20 protein-coding genes are annotated in these 19,052 nt (G+C 66.6%); 17 read left to right on the forward strand and 3 right to left on the reverse strand.

Annotated features, from left to right (window positions below; translation table 11 throughout):
- Positions 1 to 232 precede the first annotated feature (232 nt).
- The gene (gene rho / locus Y900_RS19550) at positions 233 to 2,188 is read left to right on the forward strand and encodes a transcription termination factor Rho (RefSeq protein ID WP_036343971.1); all 1,956 of its coding nucleotides are present in this window, start codon (positions 233 to 235) and stop codon (positions 2,186 to 2,188) included.
- 52 nt (positions 2,189 to 2,240) lie between these two features.
- Here the strand turns inward: rho and Y900_RS33110 are convergent, their stop codons facing one another.
- Together Y900_RS33110 and Y900_RS19560 are read right to left on the reverse strand one after the other, a co-directional pair.
- On the reverse strand, positions 2,241 to 3,047 hold the full coding sequence (locus Y900_RS33110) for an RsiV family protein (RefSeq protein WP_237752606.1): 807 nt from the start codon (positions 3,045 to 3,047) through the stop codon (positions 2,241 to 2,243).
- Between the two features lie 81 nt (positions 3,048 to 3,128).
- Positions 3,129 to 3,749 (reverse strand): TetR/AcrR family transcriptional regulator, encoded by a 621-nt coding sequence (locus Y900_RS19560; RefSeq protein ID WP_036343972.1) that lies wholly within the window; start codon positions 3,747 to 3,749, stop codon positions 3,129 to 3,131.
- Positions 3,750 to 3,932: 183 nt separating this feature from the next.
- Between Y900_RS19560 and fadD1 the strand changes: the two genes are divergently transcribed.
- The 16 genes from fadD1 to Y900_RS19640 all read left to right on the forward strand — a co-directional run bounded on the left by fadD1 (position 3,933) and on the right by Y900_RS19640 (position 18,422).
- A complete protein-coding gene (fadD1, locus tag Y900_RS19565) occupies positions 3,933 to 5,507 on the forward strand; it encodes a fatty-acid--CoA ligase FadD1 (RefSeq protein ID WP_036347296.1) in 1,575 nt (524 codons plus the stop codon).
- 145 nt (positions 5,508 to 5,652) lie between these two features.
- Positions 5,653 to 5,883 carry a 50S ribosomal protein L31 gene (gene rpmE, locus Y900_RS19570; RefSeq protein WP_036343974.1) on the forward strand — a complete coding sequence of 77 codons (231 nt, stop codon included), beginning with the start codon at positions 5,653 to 5,655 and terminating at the stop codon, positions 5,881 to 5,883.
- Between the two features lie 97 nt (positions 5,884 to 5,980).
- Positions 5,981 to 7,051, forward strand: coding sequence for a peptide chain release factor 1 (prfA, locus tag Y900_RS19575; protein ID WP_109751240.1), 1,071 nt, complete (start codon positions 5,981 to 5,983; stop codon positions 7,049 to 7,051).
- Positions 7,048 to 7,899, forward strand: a complete 852-nt coding sequence (gene prmC / locus Y900_RS19580; RefSeq protein WP_036343977.1) for a peptide chain release factor N(5)-glutamine methyltransferase — start codon at positions 7,048 to 7,050, stop codon at positions 7,897 to 7,899. Before prfA ends, prmC begins: the two co-directional genes overlap by 4 nt.
- Positions 7,896 to 8,549 carry an L-threonylcarbamoyladenylate synthase gene (locus Y900_RS19585; RefSeq protein WP_036343978.1) on the forward strand — a complete coding sequence of 218 codons (654 nt, stop codon included), beginning with the start codon at positions 7,896 to 7,898 and terminating at the stop codon, positions 8,547 to 8,549. Before prmC ends, Y900_RS19585 begins: the two co-directional genes overlap by 4 nt.
- Positions 8,550 to 8,582: 33 nt before the next feature.
- Entirely contained in the window at positions 8,583 to 9,785 is a 1,203-nt protein-coding gene (locus Y900_RS19590) for a glycosyltransferase family 4 protein (protein ID WP_036343979.1), read from the forward strand.
- Between the two features lie 248 nt (positions 9,786 to 10,033).
- The gene (locus Y900_RS19595; RefSeq protein WP_036343980.1) at positions 10,034 to 10,510 is read left to right on the forward strand and encodes an ATP synthase subunit I; all 477 of its coding nucleotides are present in this window, start codon (positions 10,034 to 10,036) and stop codon (positions 10,508 to 10,510) included.
- A 7-nt stretch (positions 10,511 to 10,517) separates the two neighbouring features.
- Positions 10,518 to 11,273 (forward strand): F0F1 ATP synthase subunit A, encoded by a 756-nt coding sequence (gene atpB / locus Y900_RS19600; protein WP_036343981.1) that lies wholly within the window; start codon positions 10,518 to 10,520, stop codon positions 11,271 to 11,273.
- Positions 11,274 to 11,344: 71 nt separating this feature from the next.
- Positions 11,345 to 11,596 (forward strand): F0F1 ATP synthase subunit C, encoded by a 252-nt coding sequence (locus Y900_RS19605; RefSeq protein ID WP_036343982.1) that lies wholly within the window; start codon positions 11,345 to 11,347, stop codon positions 11,594 to 11,596.
- Between the two features lie 5 nt (positions 11,597 to 11,601).
- Positions 11,602 to 12,114, forward strand: coding sequence for a F0F1 ATP synthase subunit B (locus Y900_RS19610; RefSeq protein ID WP_036343984.1), 513 nt, complete (start codon positions 11,602 to 11,604; stop codon positions 12,112 to 12,114).
- Positions 12,115 to 12,117: 3 nt separating this feature from the next.
- Positions 12,118 to 13,449 carry a F0F1 ATP synthase subunit B/delta gene (locus Y900_RS19615; protein ID WP_036343985.1) on the forward strand — a complete coding sequence of 444 codons (1,332 nt, stop codon included), beginning with the start codon at positions 12,118 to 12,120 and terminating at the stop codon, positions 13,447 to 13,449.
- A gap of 70 nt (positions 13,450 to 13,519) precedes the next feature.
- A complete protein-coding gene (gene atpA, locus Y900_RS19620; protein ID WP_036343987.1) occupies positions 13,520 to 15,169 on the forward strand; it encodes a F0F1 ATP synthase subunit alpha in 1,650 nt (549 codons plus the stop codon).
- Between the two features lie 7 nt (positions 15,170 to 15,176).
- Entirely contained in the window at positions 15,177 to 16,100 is a 924-nt protein-coding gene (locus Y900_RS19625; protein ID WP_036343989.1) for a F0F1 ATP synthase subunit gamma, read from the forward strand.
- A gap of 36 nt (positions 16,101 to 16,136) precedes the next feature.
- Positions 16,137 to 17,567, forward strand: a complete 1,431-nt coding sequence (atpD, locus tag Y900_RS19630; protein ID WP_036343990.1) for a F0F1 ATP synthase subunit beta — start codon at positions 16,137 to 16,139, stop codon at positions 17,565 to 17,567.
- 27 nt (positions 17,568 to 17,594) lie between these two features.
- The gene (locus Y900_RS19635) at positions 17,595 to 17,960 is read left to right on the forward strand and encodes a F0F1 ATP synthase subunit epsilon (protein WP_036343992.1); all 366 of its coding nucleotides are present in this window, start codon (positions 17,595 to 17,597) and stop codon (positions 17,958 to 17,960) included.
- An 18-nt stretch (positions 17,961 to 17,978) separates the two neighbouring features.
- Positions 17,979 to 18,422 carry a DUF2550 domain-containing protein gene (locus Y900_RS19640; protein WP_036343993.1) on the forward strand — a complete coding sequence of 148 codons (444 nt, stop codon included), beginning with the start codon at positions 17,979 to 17,981 and terminating at the stop codon, positions 18,420 to 18,422.
- A gap of 1 nt (position 18,423) precedes the next feature.
- Here Y900_RS19640 and Y900_RS19645 read toward each other — a convergent pair whose 3' ends face one another.
- A complete protein-coding gene (locus tag Y900_RS19645) occupies positions 18,424 to 19,017 on the reverse strand; it encodes a cob(I)yrinic acid a,c-diamide adenosyltransferase (protein WP_036343994.1) in 594 nt (197 codons plus the stop codon).
- Between the last annotated feature and the right edge of the window lie 35 nt (positions 19,018 to 19,052).

The raw sequence follows: 19,052 nt of genomic DNA on the forward strand, positions 1-19,052 counted from the left end.
TCCTCGGTGCCGTCCCGGCAATCGCAGCGACTGTTCCTGCGCCGACACTAGGACGACCACCAATTTCTCTTGTGTTCAACTCATGGACTGACGGTTCGCCATATCTCCATGGTCGCGAATCCCGGCGATCACCGTTGACACACAGACGATGGTGAGACTTCGCATTCAGCGAATCGGCTGAGTGCCAGAACCCCTCGCCCCGATGAAACGGCGAGGGAAAGAAAGGAAATCCGTGACCGATACGGACCTGATCACGGCTGCAGAACGCGCCCCGCAGACGGAGGCGTCGGCCGTGACCGCAGAATCCCCCTCGGCGCCTGATTCTCGGCCGGAGACCTCCTCGCAGGCCGCCCCCAGTGGGGACGCCGGCAGCGGCTCGCTCTCGACAATGGTTTTGCCCGAACTTCGTGCCCTGGCCAGCCGAGTAGGCGTCAAGGGAACCTCCGGAATGCGCAAGAGCGATCTCATCGCCGCCATCAAGGAGCACCAGAACGGCGGCAGCGGGACCGCCCCGCGCAGTGCCGACGCCGCCGAGAAGGCGCCCGCCGCCCAGCCCGCCGAGGTCCGCGACAACGCCCAGAACAACGCGGAGACCAACACCGCCGACACCAACGGCGGCGAGCCGCGCCGCCGTGAGCGGCGTACGGCGACTCGTGAGGCCGGCGCGACCGGCTCCGACGCCACGGAGCAGCCGAAATCGCAGGACAACCGGCCAGAGCAGGACGAGAAGAAGTCCGAGAACAAGGCCGACAACCGCAACTCGGGCGACCAGGGCGGCAACCAGCCCGGCGGCCAGCAGAACCAGAACCGCGGCGACAACCAGAACCGCGGCGACAACCAGAACCGCGGCGACAACCAGAACCGCGGCAACAATCAGAACCGCGACAATAACCAGAACCGCGACAACGATGGCGACGACGACGACCGCCAGGGCCGTCGCGGCCGCCGGTTCCGTGACCGTCGCCGCCGCGGTGAGCGTCAGGGTGGCGAGGGCGGTGGCGGCAACGACACCGAACTCCGCGAAGACGACGTCGTCCAGCCGGTCGCAGGCATCCTCGACGTGCTGGACAACTACGCGTTCGTCCGCACCTCGGGCTACCTGGCTGGTCCCAACGACGTCTACGTCTCGATGAACATGGTCCGCAAGAACGGCCTGCGCCGCGGCGACGCCGTCACCGGTGCAGTCCGGGTGGCCAAAGAAGGCGAGCAGAACAACCAGCGGCAGAAGTTCAACCCGCTGGTCCGGCTGGACAGCGTCAACGGCGGCCCGGTCGAGGCGGCCAAGAACCGGCCCGACTTCACCAAGATGACCCCGCTCTACCCGAACCAGCGACTGCGCCTTGAGACCACCAGCGACCGGCTGACCACCCGCGTGATCGATCTGATCATGCCCATCGGTAAGGGCCAGCGTGCCCTGATCGTGTCGCCGCCCAAGGCCGGTAAGACCACGATCATGCAGGACATTGCGAACGCGATCACCCGCAACAACCCCGAGTGCCACCTGATGGTGGTGCTGGTCGACGAGCGTCCCGAAGAAGTCACCGATATGCAGCGCTCGGTCAAGGGTGAGGTCATCGCCTCGACCTTCGACCGCCCGCCGTCAGACCACACCCAGGCCGCCGAGCTGGCCATCGAGCGGGCCAAGCGCCTGGTCGAGCAGGGAAAGGACGTCGTCGTCCTGCTCGACTCGATCACTCGCCTCGGCCGCGCGTACAACAACGCGTCGCCGGCGTCCGGCCGCATCTTGTCCGGTGGTGTGGACTCGACCGCGCTGTATCCGCCTAAGCGGTTCCTGGGCGCGGCCCGCAACATCGAGCACGGTGGCTCGCTGACGATCATCGCGACGGCCATGGTGGAGACCGGTTCGACTGGTGACACCGTGATCTTCGAGGAGTTCAAGGGCACCGGCAATGCAGAGCTCAAGCTCGACCGCAAGATCGCCGAGCGCCGGGTGTTCCCCGCCGTCGACGTCAACCCGTCGGGCACCCGCAAGGACGAGCTGCTGCTGAGCCCCGACGAGTTCGCGATCGTGCACAAGCTGCGGCGTGTGCTGTCCGGGCTGGACTCGCATCAGGCCATCGACCTGCTGATGAGCCAACTGCGCAAGACCAAGAACAACTACGAGTTCCTGGTTCAGGTCTCCAAGACCACGCCGGGCGGCGCCGCCGGCAACGGCGACATCGACTAGCCCGAAGCGTCGGCGCGCTGGCGTGCGCTCAGCGCACGTTTTTCGCGCCGAACTAGCTCTGACGCAACGCGTCCATGCCGGGCGCCAGCAGACCGTCGAGTGCCGACCACGGCACCGTGATCGTCGGTGTGCCGTGGAAGAACTGATAGTCGGCGAAGTGGATCTCCAACCCCGCCTGCGTCGGAATCCAGTTGACGAAGTTCGCTTCGGTGGGCGCGTTACCCGGTTCGTCGGGCATCGGCGTCGGCCCCACTCCGCTGACGGCGGGCAGTAGCGCTTTGGTCTGTTCGGAGAGCTTGTCCAGGCCGGCTTGTTTGTCGGTGAACAGGTCGCCCAACGTGATCGGCTTGGCACTGCGCGCGTCGATCACAACTGTGCTGACGAAGCTGCTCGGATGTGCCGACGGCGTGTGCACATACAGGCCGCTGATCAATTCCGACACCGATGCGCCGCCGAAGTAGATCTGCGGTTGGGTCTCGAACGTCCAAGTGCCGTCCGGGTCGGCGTCGCGTTTGACCGGTTCCAGCTGCCCGGAGGCGGAGGCGTGCACCGCGCTGTTGAACGCGCTGGCCACCCGCGGATCGCCACCGGTGATGGTGTCGACGACCAGTGTCCATCGGCCCTTGCCGTCGGTGGTGGCATCCCCGGCGGTGGACCGGGTGACCGAGTAGGTCTGCTTGTCGGCGACGCCCTTGGTGGGCGCCTCGGTCGTCGGCGACGCGGTCGCGGATCCCGACGAGCTGACGGCCGCCGTGGTGGCCGTCGTCTTCGCAGATGTGCTTGTCGAACCCCCGCATGCGGTGAGGCCGACGGCCAAAGCTGCAACCAAGACCGCCCCCCGGCGGCTGCGTGTGCCCATGCCTGACATTGTGTCAGGCGGTAAGTCGCTGCGGCGCATAGATCATGATTGCGCTTGGCGCGCAACGGTTTTCGGCAACGATTATTCTGCTGCGGGCGCCATGCGAAGCCCGGGGAGCACGTAGCGCCGCATGAAACGCAGCACCGCAGCGTGGTCATCGGGGTCGATCGTCTCGCCCGGAACGGTGCCCAGGGTGATCTGCACCCGGGCCACCCACTCGGCTGCCTCGTCCAGGTCGGTGTCGGCGTGGATTTCGCCGCCGGCGCGCGCCGCCTCCAGGTACGGCCGCCAGAACCGGCCGAGATCGGGCACCAGGCCCTGCACGCCGGCGCCGGCGCAGGCCGAGAACTCTTCGGGTTCGTCGCGTCGCAGCTGCATCACCAGCGCGCCGGGGGAGTCGTAGGCGCTGCGGCCCAGTCGCACCCCGACAGCCAATCGATCCTCGAACGTGTCGAGTCCGTCGAGCACCTCGTGCGATTCGGCCCAGAACGCATTGTTCAGGCGCACGATCGCCGCACCCAACAGCGAGGCCTTGTCGGGGTAGTGCCGGTAGAGCCAGCCGCGGGACACCCCCGCGGCTTCGGCCACCTCGGAGACCGTGGTCGCCCGGATGCCCTTGGCGCGCAGGCACGATTCCGCGGCGTCCACCAGCCGCTCCTGCACGGACTTCTGTCGGCTGTCGGCGTCGGCGCTGGCTGTCACCTTGGTGGCCCTCCTTGTCTCGACCCGACAGTCCCGATACGGACATCCTTTCAAATGGGACCCGGCAGCCGTCCCGCACACCGGTAGACAGATTTGGCATTCTGTTTACGCTGCGCTTCTATTGTGACCCAAGGCACCCTGGAAAGCCGGGGGATGCCGAAGTTGGCCGAAGAGGGGAGCTCCGTGGCCGAGACCGTCCAGCAGCTGCTTCGTCAGCGCCTCGCGGACACCACCCCGGCGGTGAAGTTCGGCGAGCAGGTGTGGACCTGGCGCGAACACCTCGACGAGGCGGCCCGCCAGGCGGCGGGTTTGATCGCGATCGCCGACCCGGATCGACCGCTGCACGTCGGGACGCTGCTGGGCAACACCCCCGCGATGCTGACCGCCATGGCGGCGGCCGGCCTCGGCGGTTATGTGCTGTGCGGGGTGAACAACACCCGCCGCGGCGCGGCGCTGGCCCGCGACATCGTCAAAGCCGACTGCCAGATCCTGCTCACCGATTCGGGGCACCGCGAGCTGCTCGAGGGTCTGGAACTGCCGGGCGTCCGCGTGTTCGACGTCGACTCCGATGAGTGGTCGGCGCTGCTGGCCGGTGCCCGGGAGTTGACACCTCACCGGGAAGTCGCCGCCACCGACACGTTCATGCTGATCTTCACCTCCGGCACCAGCGGTGAGCCCAAGGCGGTGCAGGTCGCGCACATGATGGTCCCGTTCGCCGGCGTGGCACTGGCCGACCGGTTCGGGATCACCGCCGACGACGTCTGCTACCTGTCGATGCCGCTGTTCCACTCCAACGCGTTGATGGCCGGTTGGGCGGTGGCGCTCAATGCCGGCGCGGCGATGGCCCCGGCCGCGTTCTCGGCATCGGGCCTGCTCGCCGACCTGCGCCGATATGGCGCCACCTACATGAACTACGTCGGCAAGCCGTTGGCCTACGTACTAGCTACGCCCGAGCAGCCCGACGACCACGACAATCCGCTGCGGGTCGCTTTCGGCAACGAGGCCACCGACCGCGACATCGCCGAGTTCGGCCGCCGCTTCGGCTGCGCGGTGTGGGACGGGTTCGGCTCCACCGAGGGCGCGGTGATCATCACCCGAGAGGACGACTGCCCACCCGGTTCGGTCGGGCGCGGCTTTCCCGGCGTGGCCATCTACGACCCCGAGACCCGTCAGGAATGCGCGACGGCGGTGTTCGACGAGACCGGCGCGCTGGCCAACGCCGACGAGGCGGTGGGGGAGATCGTCAACACCACCGGCGGGGGCATGTTCGGCGGGTACTACAACGACGGCAACGCCACCGACGAACGCCTTCGCCACGGCATGTATTGGTCCGGGGACCTGGGCTACCGCGACGCCGACGGCTGGATCTACCTGGCAGGCCGGACCGCGGACTGGATGCGCGTCGACGGCGAGAACATGGCTGCCGCGCCCATCGAGCGGATCATCTTGCGGTTGCCGCAGGTCAGCCAGGTGGCGGTGTATCCCGTGCCCGACGAGCATGTGGGTGATCAGGTGATGGCGGCGATCGTGCTCGCCGACCACGCCCAACTGACCCCCGCCGAGCTCGAGGAGTTCCTGGCCCAGCAGTCGGACCTGTCGCCCAAGTCGTGGCCCCGGTACGTCTGGATCGCCGATGAGCTGCCGGCCACCGCCACCAACAAGGTACTCAAGCGCGAGCTCATCACCCAGGGGACCAAGCCCCAGAAGGGCCGAGTCTGGACCCGTGCGGCGCGGTCGAGGAGTTACACGATCGGCTGAGGAATAGGCCGAGGCGACCGCGCGTTTGGGCTGGTGACGGTCTACCTGGCATACTGGATCGTCGACCACCTCAGGTACCGGTTCACGCTCGAATTGCCAGGAAAACACTCGGGCGACCCGGCGACCATCGAATGCAGAGGACACCATGAAAACTGGGATTCATCCCGCTTACGCCGAGACCACCGTGGTCTGCGGTTGTGGCAATTCGTTCACCACTCGCAGCACCAAGGACGGCGGACACATCACCGTCGAGGTGTGCTCGCAGTGTCACCCGTTCTACACCGGCAAGCAGAAGATCCTCGACAGCGGCGGCCGCGTCGCCCGCTTCGAGAAGCGCTACGGCAAGCGCAAGGCCGGCGAGACCGCCGACAAGTAGCTGCTTTACCGACGCCCGCTCTGCTGCCCTGCGCGCAGGCCGGGCGTCGGTTTGCGTTTGGGGGCAGGGTCGACAGTCGGACAGAGATGAGGTGAGTGTGACGCACTCGACGCAGGTTGAGGCTGTGCTGACCGAACATGCCGACCTCGAACGTCAGATGTCCGATCCGGCACTGCACGCAGACGCCGGCAATGCCCGCCGGGTGGGCCGGCGGTTCGCGCAGCTGGCGCCCATCGTCACCACTTACCGCAGGCTGGAGACCGCCCGTGGCGACCTCGATGCCGCCCGCGAGCTGGCCGCCGAAGACGCCTCCTTCGCCGCCGAGGTGCCCGAGCTCGAGGCCAGGGTCGCCGAACTCGACGCCCACTTGACCGACCTGTTGGCGCCGCGGGATCCGCACGACGCCGATGACATCGTCCTCGAGGTGAAATCGGGTGAGGGCGGGGAGGAGTCGGCGCTGTTCGCCGCCGATCTGGCGCGCATGTACATCCGGTACGCCGAGCGGCACGGCTGGACCGTCACGATGCTCGACGAGACGTGGTCGGATCTGGGCGGCTACAAGGACGCGACGCTGTCGATTCGCAGCAAGGGCGACTCGGCCGACGGCGTGTGGTCGCGGATGAAGTTCGAGGGCGGCGTGCACCGCGTGCAGCGGGTGCCGGTCACCGAATCGCAGGGCCGGGTCCACACCTCCGCGGCCGGCGTCCTCGTCTACCCGGAGCCCGAAGATGTCGAGGCCGTCCAGATCGACGAGTCGGATCTGCGAATCGATGTGTACCGCAGCTCCGGCAAGGGCGGCCAGGGCGTCAACACCACCGACTCGGCGGTCCGCATCACCCACCTGCCTACCGGCATCGTCGTCACCTGCCAGAACGAACGCTCGCAGCTGCAGAACAAGGCCCGCGCGATGGTGGTTCTGGCGGCGCGTCTGCAAGCGCTGGCCGAGGAGCAGGCGTCGGCCGATGCGTCGGCGGATCGGGCCAGCCAGATCCGCACGGTCGACCGCAGCGAGCGAATCCGGACCTACAACTTCCCCGAGAACCGCATCGCCGATCACCGGATCAACTTCAAGGCGCACAACCTCGATCAGGTGCTCGACGGCGATCTCGACCCCCTACTGGATGCCCTGGCCGAGGCGGACAAGCAGACCCGGCTTCAGCAGGCATGAGCCGGAGCCTGCGACAGGCCATCGACGTGGCCACCGCTGCGCTCGCCCGCGCGGGCATCGGCTCGCCGCGCATCGACGCTGAGCTGTTGGCGGCCCATCTGGCCGGCACCGACCGTGGCCGGCTGGCCACGATCGCCGAGCCCGACGCCGACTTCTTCCGCCGCTACGACGACATCATCGACGCCCGGCGCACCCGCGTCCCGCTGCAACACCTGACCGGTTCGGCGCCGTTCGGCCCACTGGAGCTGGCGGTCGGTCCCGGGGTGTTCATCCCGCGCCCGGAGACCGAGGCGCTGCTGGAATGGGCTCTGGCGCAGCGCTTACCCGATCACCCGATGATCGTCGACCTGTGTACCGGATCCGGTGCGCTGGCGATCGCACTGGCCGCAGGGCGGCCGCACGCGCGGGTGATCGCCGTCGACGACGACCCCACCGCGCTGGGCTACGCCCGCCGCAACGCCGCGTCGTCCGCTGTCGACGTGGTGCAGGCTGACGTGACCGTCGCAGGGCTGCTCCCAGAGTTGCGCGGTAGCGTCGACCTCGTGGTATCCAATCCGCCATACATCCCCGTTGGGGCAGAGCTGGAACCCGAAGTGGCCGAGCACGACCCGGCGCACGCGCTGTTCGGCGGCGACGACGGTATGGCCGTGATCGGTCCGATCGCGCGCCTCGCCGGTGGCTGGCTCAAGCCGGGCGGACTGTTCGCCGTCGAGCATGATGACACCACGTCGCAGCTGACTGTCGAAACCATTAGTGCCACAGAACTTTTCACTGAGATCACCCCACATTGCGATCTGGCCGGCCGCCCCCGATTCGTGACGGCCCGCCGGGTAAAGGAGTCAGCGTGACCCAGGTGTTCGACTGTGCCGACCCCAACCAGCGTGCCGAGGCGATCGCCGCCGCGGCGGCTGCGGTGAAGAGCAGCCGGCTGGTCGTGATGCCCACCGACACGGTGTACGGCATCGGCGCCGACGCCTTCGACAGCGGCGCCGTGTCGGCGCTGCTGGCCGCCAAGGGCCGGGGTCGCGACATGCCGGTCGGTGTACTCGTCGGTTCCTGGCACACCATCGAAGGCCTGGTGTATTCGGTGCCGCACAGCGCCCGCGAACTGATTCGGGCGTTCTGGCCGGGTGCGCTGAGCTTGGTCGTGCAGCAGGCGCCCTCGCTGCAGTGGGACCTCGGCGACGCCCGCGGCACCGTGATGTTGCGGATGCCGTTGCATCCGGTCGCGATCGAACTGCTGCGCGAGACCGGCCCCATGGCGGTCTCCAGCGCGAACCTGTCCGGCCGCGCGGCGGCGACGACCTCGGAGGAGGCGCAGAGACAGCTGGGTGATCTGGTCCAGGTGTATCTCGATGCCGGGCCGTCGCAGGAGCAGGCCGCCTCGACGATCGTCGACCTCACCGGATCCACCCCGCGACTTCTGCGCGAGGGCCCGATCAGCGCGGCCGCGATCGCCGAGGTGCTCGGTACCGACGTCGCCTCGTTGACTGCCTGAACCGCCACAGATTGGTGCAGTACGGTTTTTGCGATGGCCAGCACAGCGGAGATCTTGGCGAGCGCAACGCTCGCACTGGCTGACCGCGGCGCCGGCGTTCCGTTGCGCGAGTTGGCCCTTGTCGGGCTGACCGCCGCGATCATCACCTATTTCGCCACTGGCTGGGTTCGGGTGTTCGCCACCCGGGTCGGCGCGGTGGCCTATCCCCGCGAGCGGGACGTCCACCTGAAGCCGACCCCGCGGATGGGTGGCCTGGCGATGTACGCCGGCGTCGTCGTGGCGGTCTTCCTGGCTTCGCAGTTGCCTGCGCTCACCCGCGGCTTCATCTATTCCTCCGGGATGCCGGCGGTCGTGGTCGCCGGCGGACTGATCATGGGCATCGGGCTCATCGACGACCGGTGGGGCCTGGACGCGCTGACCAAGTTCGCGGGCCAGATCACCGCGGCCAGCGTCCTGGTCACAATGGGCGTGGCGTGGAGTGTGCTGTACATCCCGCTCGGCGGGGTGGGCACCATCGTGCTGGACCAGGTGTCCTCGATCCTGCTGACGCTGGCGCTGACGGTGTCGATCGTGAATGCGATGAATTTCGTCGACGGCCTCGACGGATTGGCGGCCGGCCTCGGGCTGATCACCGCGCTGGCGATCTGCATCTTCTCGGTTGGCCTGCTGCGCGACCACGGCGGCGACGTGCTGTTCTACCCGCCCGCGGTGATCTCGGTGGTGCTGGCCGGCGCGTGTCTGGGGTTTCTGCCGCACAACTTCTACCGCGCCAAGATCTTCATGGGCGATTCCGGCTCGATGCTCATCGGCCTGATGCTGGCCGCCGCCTCCACCACCGCGGCCGGCCCGATCTCGCAGAGCGCCTACGGGGCGCGTGATGTGTTCGCCCTGCTCTCGCCGTTCCTTCTGGTCGTCGCGGTGATGCTGGTGCCGGCGCTGGACACGTTGCTGGCCATCGTCCGCCGCACCCGCGCCGGTCGCAGCCCGCTGAGCCCGGACAAGATGCATCTGCATCACCGGCTGCTGCAGATCGGGCACTCGCACCGGCGCGCTGTGCTGCTGATCTACCTGTGGGTGGGCATCATCGCCTTCGGTGCGGCCGCCACCATCTTTTTCGACCCGCGCTACACCGGGGCGGTGATGCTGGCGGCGATCGTGGTCGCGATCGTGGTCACGTTGATCCCACTGTTGCGCCGCCGGGACGATGATTACGAGGGACTTTACGACAGTAAGTAGTAGACGTGTTTTCTGCCGTCTACCATGTGGTACGGTGCTGGCAGAACCCAGCCGAGACACAGCAAGAAACCTCGCGGGTTGCCGGCCCGGCCCATCGGATTCGCGTCCGATCGGCGCCGATTTACGACCGACAAAGGGAGCTGCCCCTTGGGTGATTCCAGCGCGCCTGTCGCCCTCCGATACGCTCGGCGGGCCAGGACGAAGGATCACTTGACCGGCTCCCCAGAACGCAAGATTGAGGTGAACCTGTGACGACACCAGCGCAAGATGCGCCGTTGGTGTTTCCGTCCGTTGCCTTCCGGCCCGTTCGGCTTCTTGCGATCTGCGCTGCGCTGACCGCGCTTGCGGTGGTGCTGGCCGCGGTGGCCGGCCACATCTTGTTCGGGGTTTTCTTCGGCGTCGGCCTGGCGCTGGGCCTGATCAACGCCATTCTGGTTCAGCGATCGGTCGAGTCGATCACCGCCGGTGACCACCCGCTCAAGCGCAAGATGGCACTGAACTCCGCGACGCGGTTGCTGGTGATCACGTCGATCGGCCTGGCCATCGCGATCATCTTCCGGCCGATGGGTCTGGGTGTGCTCTTTGGTTTGGCGCTGTTCCAAGTTCTTTTGGTTGTGAGCACCGCTTTGCCGGTGTGGAAGAAGATTCGCACGGGCGATCACGACGCCGACGTAGTTGCAAGCCCCGGAGCTGCCGGCTCCGCCGACGAAGCACCGAAGGATTGACCACGCGATGAGTGAACGCATCCTCGCCGAGGCCGCCATCGAGGTCGGCCATCACGACACCGCCAAGTGGCTGGGTCTGACGGTCAACGTCGACACCATCATGGCGACGGCGATCGCCGCCGTGATCGTGATCGCGCTGGCGTTCGTACTGCGAGCCAAGGTCACCTCGACCGGCGTGCCGAGCGGCGTGCAGCTGCTGTGGGAGACGCTGACGACTCAGATGCGCGGCCAGATCGAATCCGCGATCGGCATGAAGATCGCCCCGTTCGTGCTCCCGTTGGCGGTGGCGTTGTTCATCTTCATCCTGATCGCCAACTGGATCTCGGTGCTGCCGGTGCAGTACGGCAAAGCCGACGGCAGCACGCACGAACTGCTCAAGCCGCCGGCCGCCGACATCAACTTCGTGCTGGCGCTCGCTCTGTTCGTGTTCTTCTGCTATCACGCGGCAGGCATCTGGCGGCGCGGCCTGATCGGCCACCCGGTGAAGCTCCTCAAGGGCCATGTCGCGTTCCTCGCCCCGATCAACCTCGTCGAGGAACTGGCCAAGCCGATCTCGTTGTCGCTCCGACTTTTCGGCAACATCTTCGCGGGCGGCATCATGGTCGCGCTGATCGCGTTGTTCCCGCCGTACATCATGTGGGCGCCCAACGCGATCTGGAAGACGTTCGACCTGTTCGTCGGTTTGATCCAGGCGTTCATCTTCGCGCTTCTGACGATTCTGTACTTCAGCCAGTCGATGGAACTGGAAGAAGACCACCACTAAAAGACGTGTTCGACCCGAGGACCACCCACTCACCTGGTAGGAGTCCTACCAGCAACCAAGGAGGATAAGTAATGGCAGACCCTCAAATCGTCATGGGAGCCCTGATCGGCGGCGGGCTCATCCTGGGCGGCGGCGCCATCGGCGCCGGTATCGGTGACGGCATCGCCGGTAATGCCCTGATTTCCGGCATCGCCCGGCAGCCCGAGGCCCAGGGCCGGCTGTTCACCCCGTTCTTCATCACTGTTGGTCTGGTGGAGGCGGCGTACTTCATCAACCTGGCGTTCATGGCCCTGTTCGTGTTCGCCACGCCTGGCGCTTCCTAGTCGGCATGGGGGAGCACAGCGTCACTCTGTTGGCGGCCGAGGAAGGTGGCACCCAGAACTTCCTCGTCCCCAACGGCACCTTCTTCTTCGTACTCGCGATCTTCCTGATCGTGCTGGGCGTGATCGGCAAGTTCGTCGTGCCGCCGGTCCAGAAGGTGCTCGGTGAGCGCGAGAAGATGGTCGCCAAGACCACCGAGGACAACCGCAAGGCCACCGAGCTGGATGCCGCCGCGGACTCCGACTTCCAGAAGGTGATGGCCGAGGCCCGCACCGAGGCGTCGGGGATCCGCGACGAGGCCCGTGCCGAGGGTCGCAAGATCCTCGAGGAGCACCGAGGCCGCGCCAGCGAGGAGGCTGCCGCAACCCTGCAGCAGGCGGCCGATCAGCTCAAGCAGCAGAGCGACAGGATCTCCGGTGACCTGAGGTCGTCGGTGGATACGCTCTCTGCCACGCTGGCCAGCCGCGTTCTGGGTGTCGAGGTCTCCAGCGAGTCGGCGACAACGGCGCCGGGACGGTAGGACATGTCAACCTTCATCGGACAGCTCATCGGCTTCGCGGTCATCGTGGCCATCATCTGGCGGTACGTCGTGCCGCCGTTGAAGAACATGATGGCCAATCAGAAAGAGGCCGTTCGCACTCAGCTCGACGACAGCGCGAAGGCCGGTAAGCGGTTGGCTGATGCCGACAAGCATCACGCCAAGCGGGTCGACGAGGCCAAGGCCGAAGCCAAGCGGATCGTCGAAGAGGCGCGGGTCGATGCCGAAGGCATCACCGCGCAGCTGCGTGCTCAGGCAGATGTCGAGGTGGAGCGGATCAAAGTCCAAGGTGCGCAACAGGTTCAGTTGCTGCGCGCGCAGCTGATCCGGCAGTTGCGTCAAGACCTCGGCAGTGAATCGGTGCGGCGTGCGGGCGAGCTGGTGCGTGCCCACGTCGCTGACTCGCAGTCGCAGTCCGCCACTGTCGACCGCTTCCTGGACGAACTGGATTCGATGGCGCCGGCGGCCTACACGCCGGAGGCCCGTTCGGATCTGCGGTCGGCCAGTCGCGATGCTCAGGCCGCGGTGGTCGAGAAGTTCGATGCGCTGTCCTCGGATCTGTCGGCCGATGCGTTGTCCGCGCTATCCGATGACCTTGCGTCGGTGGCCGGGCTGCTGCTCGCAGAACCCATCCTCGCCCGCCATCTCGCGGAGTCGTCCGGTGAGGTCGACGCCAAGAAGCAGTTGATTCACCGGCTGCTGGACGGCAAGGTCGGCGACAAGACGCTGGACCTGCTCGAGACGGCGGTATCGGTGCGCTGGTCGCTGACGTCGGATCTGGTTGACGCCGTCGAGCATGTCGCGCGGCTGGCACTGCTGACTCGCGCGGAGCGCGAGAACCAGGCCGACGAGGTCGAGGAGCAGCTCTTCCGCTTCACCCGCATCCTGGACGAGCAGCCCCGGCTGACCTCCCTGCTGGGTGACTACACCGCGCCGGCCGACGGCCGAATCGAGTTGCTGCGCAAGATCCTCGGTGACGGCAGCGGCGCCAGCGCGATCGCAACCGCCCTGCTGGTTCAGACCATCAGCCTGCTGCGCGGCGATCGGGCCGACGAAGCGGTGCTGGCGCTGGCTCAACTTGCTGTGGCCCGGCGCGGCGAGGTCGTCGCTCAGGTCAGTGCGGCCGCCGAGCTCAGTTCGGAGCAACGCACCCGACTGACCGAGGTGCTGACCCGGATCTACAACCACCCTGTTTCGGTGCAGCTGAACATCGATCCCTCTCTGCTGGGCGGCCTTTCGGTCGCCGTCGGCGACGAGGTGATCGACGGGACGTTGTCCTCACGGCTGGATGCAGCCGTGACGCGGCTTCCCGACTAGCGACCGACTGACCGGCCGAAAAGCCAACCGAACCCGAAGACCCAAAACAAAGGCAGGAAGACGAAAAGCCATGGCAGAGTTGACAATCTCGGCTGACGACATCCAGGGCGCCGTCCAGGAGTACGTCTCGAGCTTCGAGGCGGATACCGGGCGCGAGGAGATCGGCACCGTGATCGACGCCGGCGACGGCATCGCCCACGTCGAGGGTCTGCCCTCGGTGATGACCCAGGAGCTGCTGGAGTTCCCCGGCGGCGTTCTCGGTGTCGCGCTGAACCTCGACGAACACAGCGTCGGTGCGGTCATCCTCGGTGAGTTCGAGAAGATCGCCGAGGGCCAGCAGGTCAAGCGGACCGGCGAGGTGCTCTCGGTGCCCGTTGGTGACGCCTTCCTGGGCCGCGTCATCAACCCGCTCGGCCAGCCGATCGACGGTCAGGGTGACATCGAGGCGGAGGGTCGCCGCGAGCTCGAGCTGCAGGCGCCGTCAGTGGTGCAGCGCCAGGGTGTCGGTGAGCCGCTGCAGACCGGCATCAAGGCCATCGACGCGATGACCCCGATCGGCCGCGGCCAGCGCCAGCTGATCATCGGTGACCGCAAGACCGGCAAGACCGCCGTCTGCGTCGACACCATCCTCAACCAGCGGGGTGCCTGGGAGACCGGCGATCCCAACCAGCAGGTGCGCTGCGTCTACGTCGCGATCGGCCAGAAGGGCACCACGATCGCCTCGGTGAAGCGGGCCCTCGAAGACGGTGGCGCGATGGAGTACACCACCATCGTCGCGGCTCCGGCTTCCGACGCAGCTGGCTTCAAATGGCTTGCGCCCTACACGGGTTCGGCCATCGGCCAGCACTGGATGTACAACGGCAAGCATGTGCTGATCGTGTTCGACGATCTGTCCAAGCAGGCCGACGCCTACCGCGCCATCTCCCTGCTGCTGCGCCGCCCGCCGGGCCGCGAAGCCTTCCCCGGCGACGTCTTCTACCTGCACTCCCGCCTGCTGGAGCGTTGCGCCAAGCTGTCCGACGAGCTGGGTGGCGGCTCGATGACCGGTCTGCCGATCATCGAGACCAAGGCCAACGACATCTCGGCGTTCATCCCGACCAACGTCATCTCGATCACCGACGGCCAGTGCTTCCTGGAGTCCGACCTGTTCAACCAGGGCGTTCGGCCGGCCGTGAACGTCGGTGTGTCGGTGTCCCGCGTCGGTGGTGCCGCCCAGATCAAGGCGATGAAAGAGGTTGCCGGTTCGCTGCGTCTGGACCTGTCGCAGTACCGCGAGCTGGAGGCCTTCGCGGCGTTCGCGTCCGACCTGGATGCCGCGTCGAAGGCTCAGCTGGACCGCGGTGTGCGCCTCGTCGAGCTGCTCAAGCAGGCCCAGTACAGCCCGATGGCGGTCGAGGATCAGGTCGTCGCGATCTTCCTGGGCACTCAGGGGCATCTGGATTCGGTTCCGGCCGAGGATGTTTCGCGCTTCGAGTCCGAATTCCTGGAGCACGTGAAGGCGAGCCACTCGGAGATCCTCGACGGCATCAAGGAGTCCAAGAAGCTCTCCGAAGAGGCCGAGGAGAAGCTTGTCTCGGCCATCAACGAGTTCAAGAAGGGCTTCGCCGCCACCGACGGCAGCTCGGTGGTCGCCGACGAGCACGAGGCTGACGCTTTGGATCCCGAGGACCTGGAGAAGGAATCGGTCAAGGTCCGTAAGCCGGCTCCCAAGAAGAACTAGGTAACCGATGGCAGCCACACTTCGCGAACTACGCGGACGTATCAAATCCGCCTCGTCGATCAAGAAGATCACGAAGGCTCAGGAGTTGATCGCCACGTCGCGGATCGCCAAGGCGCAGGCCCGAGTCGATGCGGCTCGGCCCTACGCCAACGAGATCACCAACATGCTCACCGAGCTGGCGGGCGCGAGCGCGCTCGATCACCCGCTGCTCGTCGCGCGGTCGAACCCGCGGCGGGCCGGTGTGCTGGTGGTCTCGTCGGATCGCGGTCTGTGCGGCGGCTACAACGCGAACGTCTTGCGCCGGGCCGAGGAACTCTTCTCGCTGCTGCGGGAAGAGGGCAAGGACCCGGTGCTCTATGTCGTGGGCCGGAAAGCGCTGGGCTACTACAGCTTCCGCCAGCGCGAGGTCAAAGAGTCGTGGACCGGCTTCTCCGAGCGGCCCGATTACGAGCACGCCAAGGACATCGCCGACACCTTGGTGACGGCGTTCATGTCCGGTGTCGACGACGAGGGTGACGAAGCCGGCGCCGACGGCGTGCTCGGTGTCGACGAACTGCACATCGTGTCGACGGAGTTCAAGTCGATGCTGTCGCAGACGGCGACGGCGCTCCGGATCGCCCCGATGCTCGTCGAGTACGTCGGTGAAGCGGAGACCGGTCCGCAGACGCTGTTCTCGTTCGAGCCCAATGCCGAGGAATTATTTGAGTCGCTACTCCCTCGTTATATAGCGACGCGTGTGTACGCGGCGCTGCTCGAGGCGGCGGCGTCGGAATCGGCGTCTCGCCGGCGCGCCATGAAGTCGGCGACCGACAATGCCGACGATCTGATCAAGGCACTCACGCTGGCGGCCAACCGCGAACGTCAGGCGCAGATCACCCAGGAAATCAGCGAAATCGTCGGTGGCGCCAACGCGCTGGCAGACGCTACCTAACCGAAGCCCATCGAGAGCTAGAGAAGCGAAGAGAGAATGACTGCTGCCGTAGAGACCAAGACCGCCGGACGCGTTGTCCGCATCACCGGCCCCGTGGTGGACGTCGAGTTCCCGCGTGGCTCAGTGCCCGAACTGTTCAACGCGCTGCACGCCGAGATCACCTTCGGCGCGCTGGCCAAGACCCTGACGCTCGAGGTCGCCCAGCACCTCGGTGACAACCTGGTGCGCTGCATCTCCATGCAGCCGACCGACGGCCTGGTGCGTGGCGTCGAGGTGTCCGACACCGGCGCTTCGATCTCTGTGCCGGTCGGCGACGGGGTGAAGGGCCACGTGTTCAACGCCCTCGGCGACTGCCTCGACGACCCGGGCTACGGCAAGGACTTCGAGCACTGGTCCATCCACCGCAAGCCGCCGGCCTTCGCCGAACTCGAGCCTCGCACCGAGATGCTGGAGACCGGCCTCAAGGTCGTCGACCTGCTGACCCCGTACGTCCGTGGCGGCAAGATCGCCCTGTTCGGTGGTGCCGGCGTGGGCAAGACCGTGCTGATCCAGGAGATGATCAACCGCATCGCCCGCAACTTCGGTGGCACCTCGGTGTTCGCCGGCGTGGGGGAGCGCACCCGTGAAGGCAACGACCTCTGGGTCGAGCTCGCGGACGCCAACGTGCTCAAGGACACCGCGTTGGTGTTCGGCCAGATGGACGAGCCGCCGGGCACGCGTATGCGCGTCGCATTGTCCGCGCTGACCATGGCGGAGTTCTTCCGCGATGAGCAAGGCCAGGACGTGCTTCTGTTCATCGACAACATCTTCCGGTTCACTCAGGCCGGCTCCGAGGTGTCCACGCTGCTCGGCCGTATGCCGTCCGCGGTGGGTTACCAGCCGACCCTGGCCGACGAGATGGGTGAGCTCCAGGAGCGCATCACCTCGACTCGCGGCCGTTCGATCACCTCCATGCAGGCCGTGTACGTGCCCGCCGACGACTACACCGATCCGGCGCCGGCCACCACGTTCGCGCACCTCGATGCCACCACCGAGCTTTCTCGTGCGGTGTTCTCCAAGGGCATCTTCCCCGCGGTGGATCCACTGGCGTCGAGCTCGACGATCCTGCACCCCAGTGTGGTTGGCGACGAGCACTACCGCGTCGCCCAGGAAGTCATCCGGATCCTGCAGCGCTACAAGGATCTTCAGGACATCATCGCGATCCTCGGTATCGATGAGCTCTCCGAAGAGGACAAGGTCCTGGTGTACCGCGCCCGCAAGATCGAGCGTTTCCTGAGCCAGAACATGATGGCCGCCGAGCAGTTCACCGGTCAGCCCGGTTCGACGGTGCCGCTCAAGGAGACCGTCGAGGCGTTCGACAAGCTGGCCAAGGGCGAGTTCGACCACCTGCCCGAGCAGGCGTTCTTCCTGATCGGCGGCCTGGACGACCTGGCGAAGAAGGCCGAGAGCCTCGGCGCCAAGCTGTGAGTTTCACGACGCGAAAGGTGATGTGAGATGGCCGAATTGGACGTCGACATCGTCGCTGTCGAGCGCAAGATCTGGTCGGGTAAGTCGAAGTTCGTCTTCACCCGCACCACGTCGGGCGAGATCGGCATCATGCCTCGGCACATTCCGCTCGTGGCACAGCTCGTCGACGACGCGATGGTGCGCGTCGAGCGGGAGGGTGAGGACGATCTGCGGATCGCGGTCGACGGCGGTTATCTTTCGGTCACCGAGGAAGGTGTGACGATCCTCGCCGAGTCCGCGGAGTTCGAGTCCGAGATCGACGCGGACGCCGCCAAGTCCGATGCGGCGTCCGACGATCCGCAGATCGCTGCCCGGGGTCGGGCGCGTCTGCGCGCCCTAGGCCAGATCGACTAGTCGAGAGCCCAGCGACTGATGAGCGCGCCGATGATCTTCATGGTCGCGCTGGTCACTGTGCTGGGACTTGTCGTGGCGGCCCTGACCTACCGGCTGTGGAAGCTACGCCAGGGTGGGACGGCGGCGATTCTGCGTGACGCCCCGGCGATCGGCGGGCACGGCTGGCGGCATGGAGTCATCCGGTATCGGGGTGATGAGGCCAGGTTCTATCGGCTGTCGAGTTTGCGCTGGTGGCCCGATCGCCGGCTGAGCCGACGTGGGCTGGAGGTCATCGCTCGACGTGGCCCGCGCGGCGACGAGTTCGACATCATGTCCGACGCGATCGTCGTTCTGGAACTGCACGACATCACCGGCGAGCGCGGTCGCGGATACGAGATGGCGCTGGACCGCGGGGCGCTGACGGCGTTTTTGTCCTGGGTGGAATCGAGTCCCTCGCCGCGGGCGCGGCGCCGCACGGCCTGACTTATGTCTTCGCGGGTCCTTCGGCTTTGCCGCCGCCGGGCTGCCACAGCACGTCACCACCGGGATTGGCCACCCGGCACAGGATGAACAGCAGGTCGGAGAGCCGGTTGAGGTAGCGCGCAGGCAGTGGGCTGACGGTATCGGGATAGGCCCTGACAGCCACCCAGGCCGAGCGTTCGGCGCGCCGGGTCACTGTCCGTGCGACATGTAGCAAAGCCGACAGCGGGGTGCCGCCGGGGAGGATGAACGAGGTCAGCGCCGGCAGGTTCTCGTTGTAGTTGTCGCACCACGCTTCCAGCCGCTCCACGTACGGGGCGGTGATCCGTAGCGGCGGGTACTCGGGGTTCTCGACGACCGGAGTGGACAGGTCGGCGCCCGCGTCGAACAGGTCATTTTGAATCTGTACAAGCACTTTGCGCAGTTCGTCGTCGGGTTGGCCCAGGGCGACGGCCACTCCGATCGCGGCATTGGCCTCGTCACAGTCGGCGTACGCCGTCAGCCGCGGGTCATTTTTGTCCACCCGTGAGAAATCACTCAGTCCCGATGTGCCGTCGTCGCCGGTCCGGGTATATATGCGGGTCAGGTGTACTGCCATGGGTGAAACCGTACCGGCCAGGTGGCACTGTGCCG

Origin of the sequence: Mycolicibacterium aromaticivorans JS19b1 = JCM 16368 (assembly GCF_000559085.1) — a bacterium.
In the GTDB taxonomy this organism is placed as follows: domain Bacteria; phylum Actinomycetota; class Actinomycetes; order Mycobacteriales; family Mycobacteriaceae; genus Mycobacterium; species Mycobacterium aromaticivorans.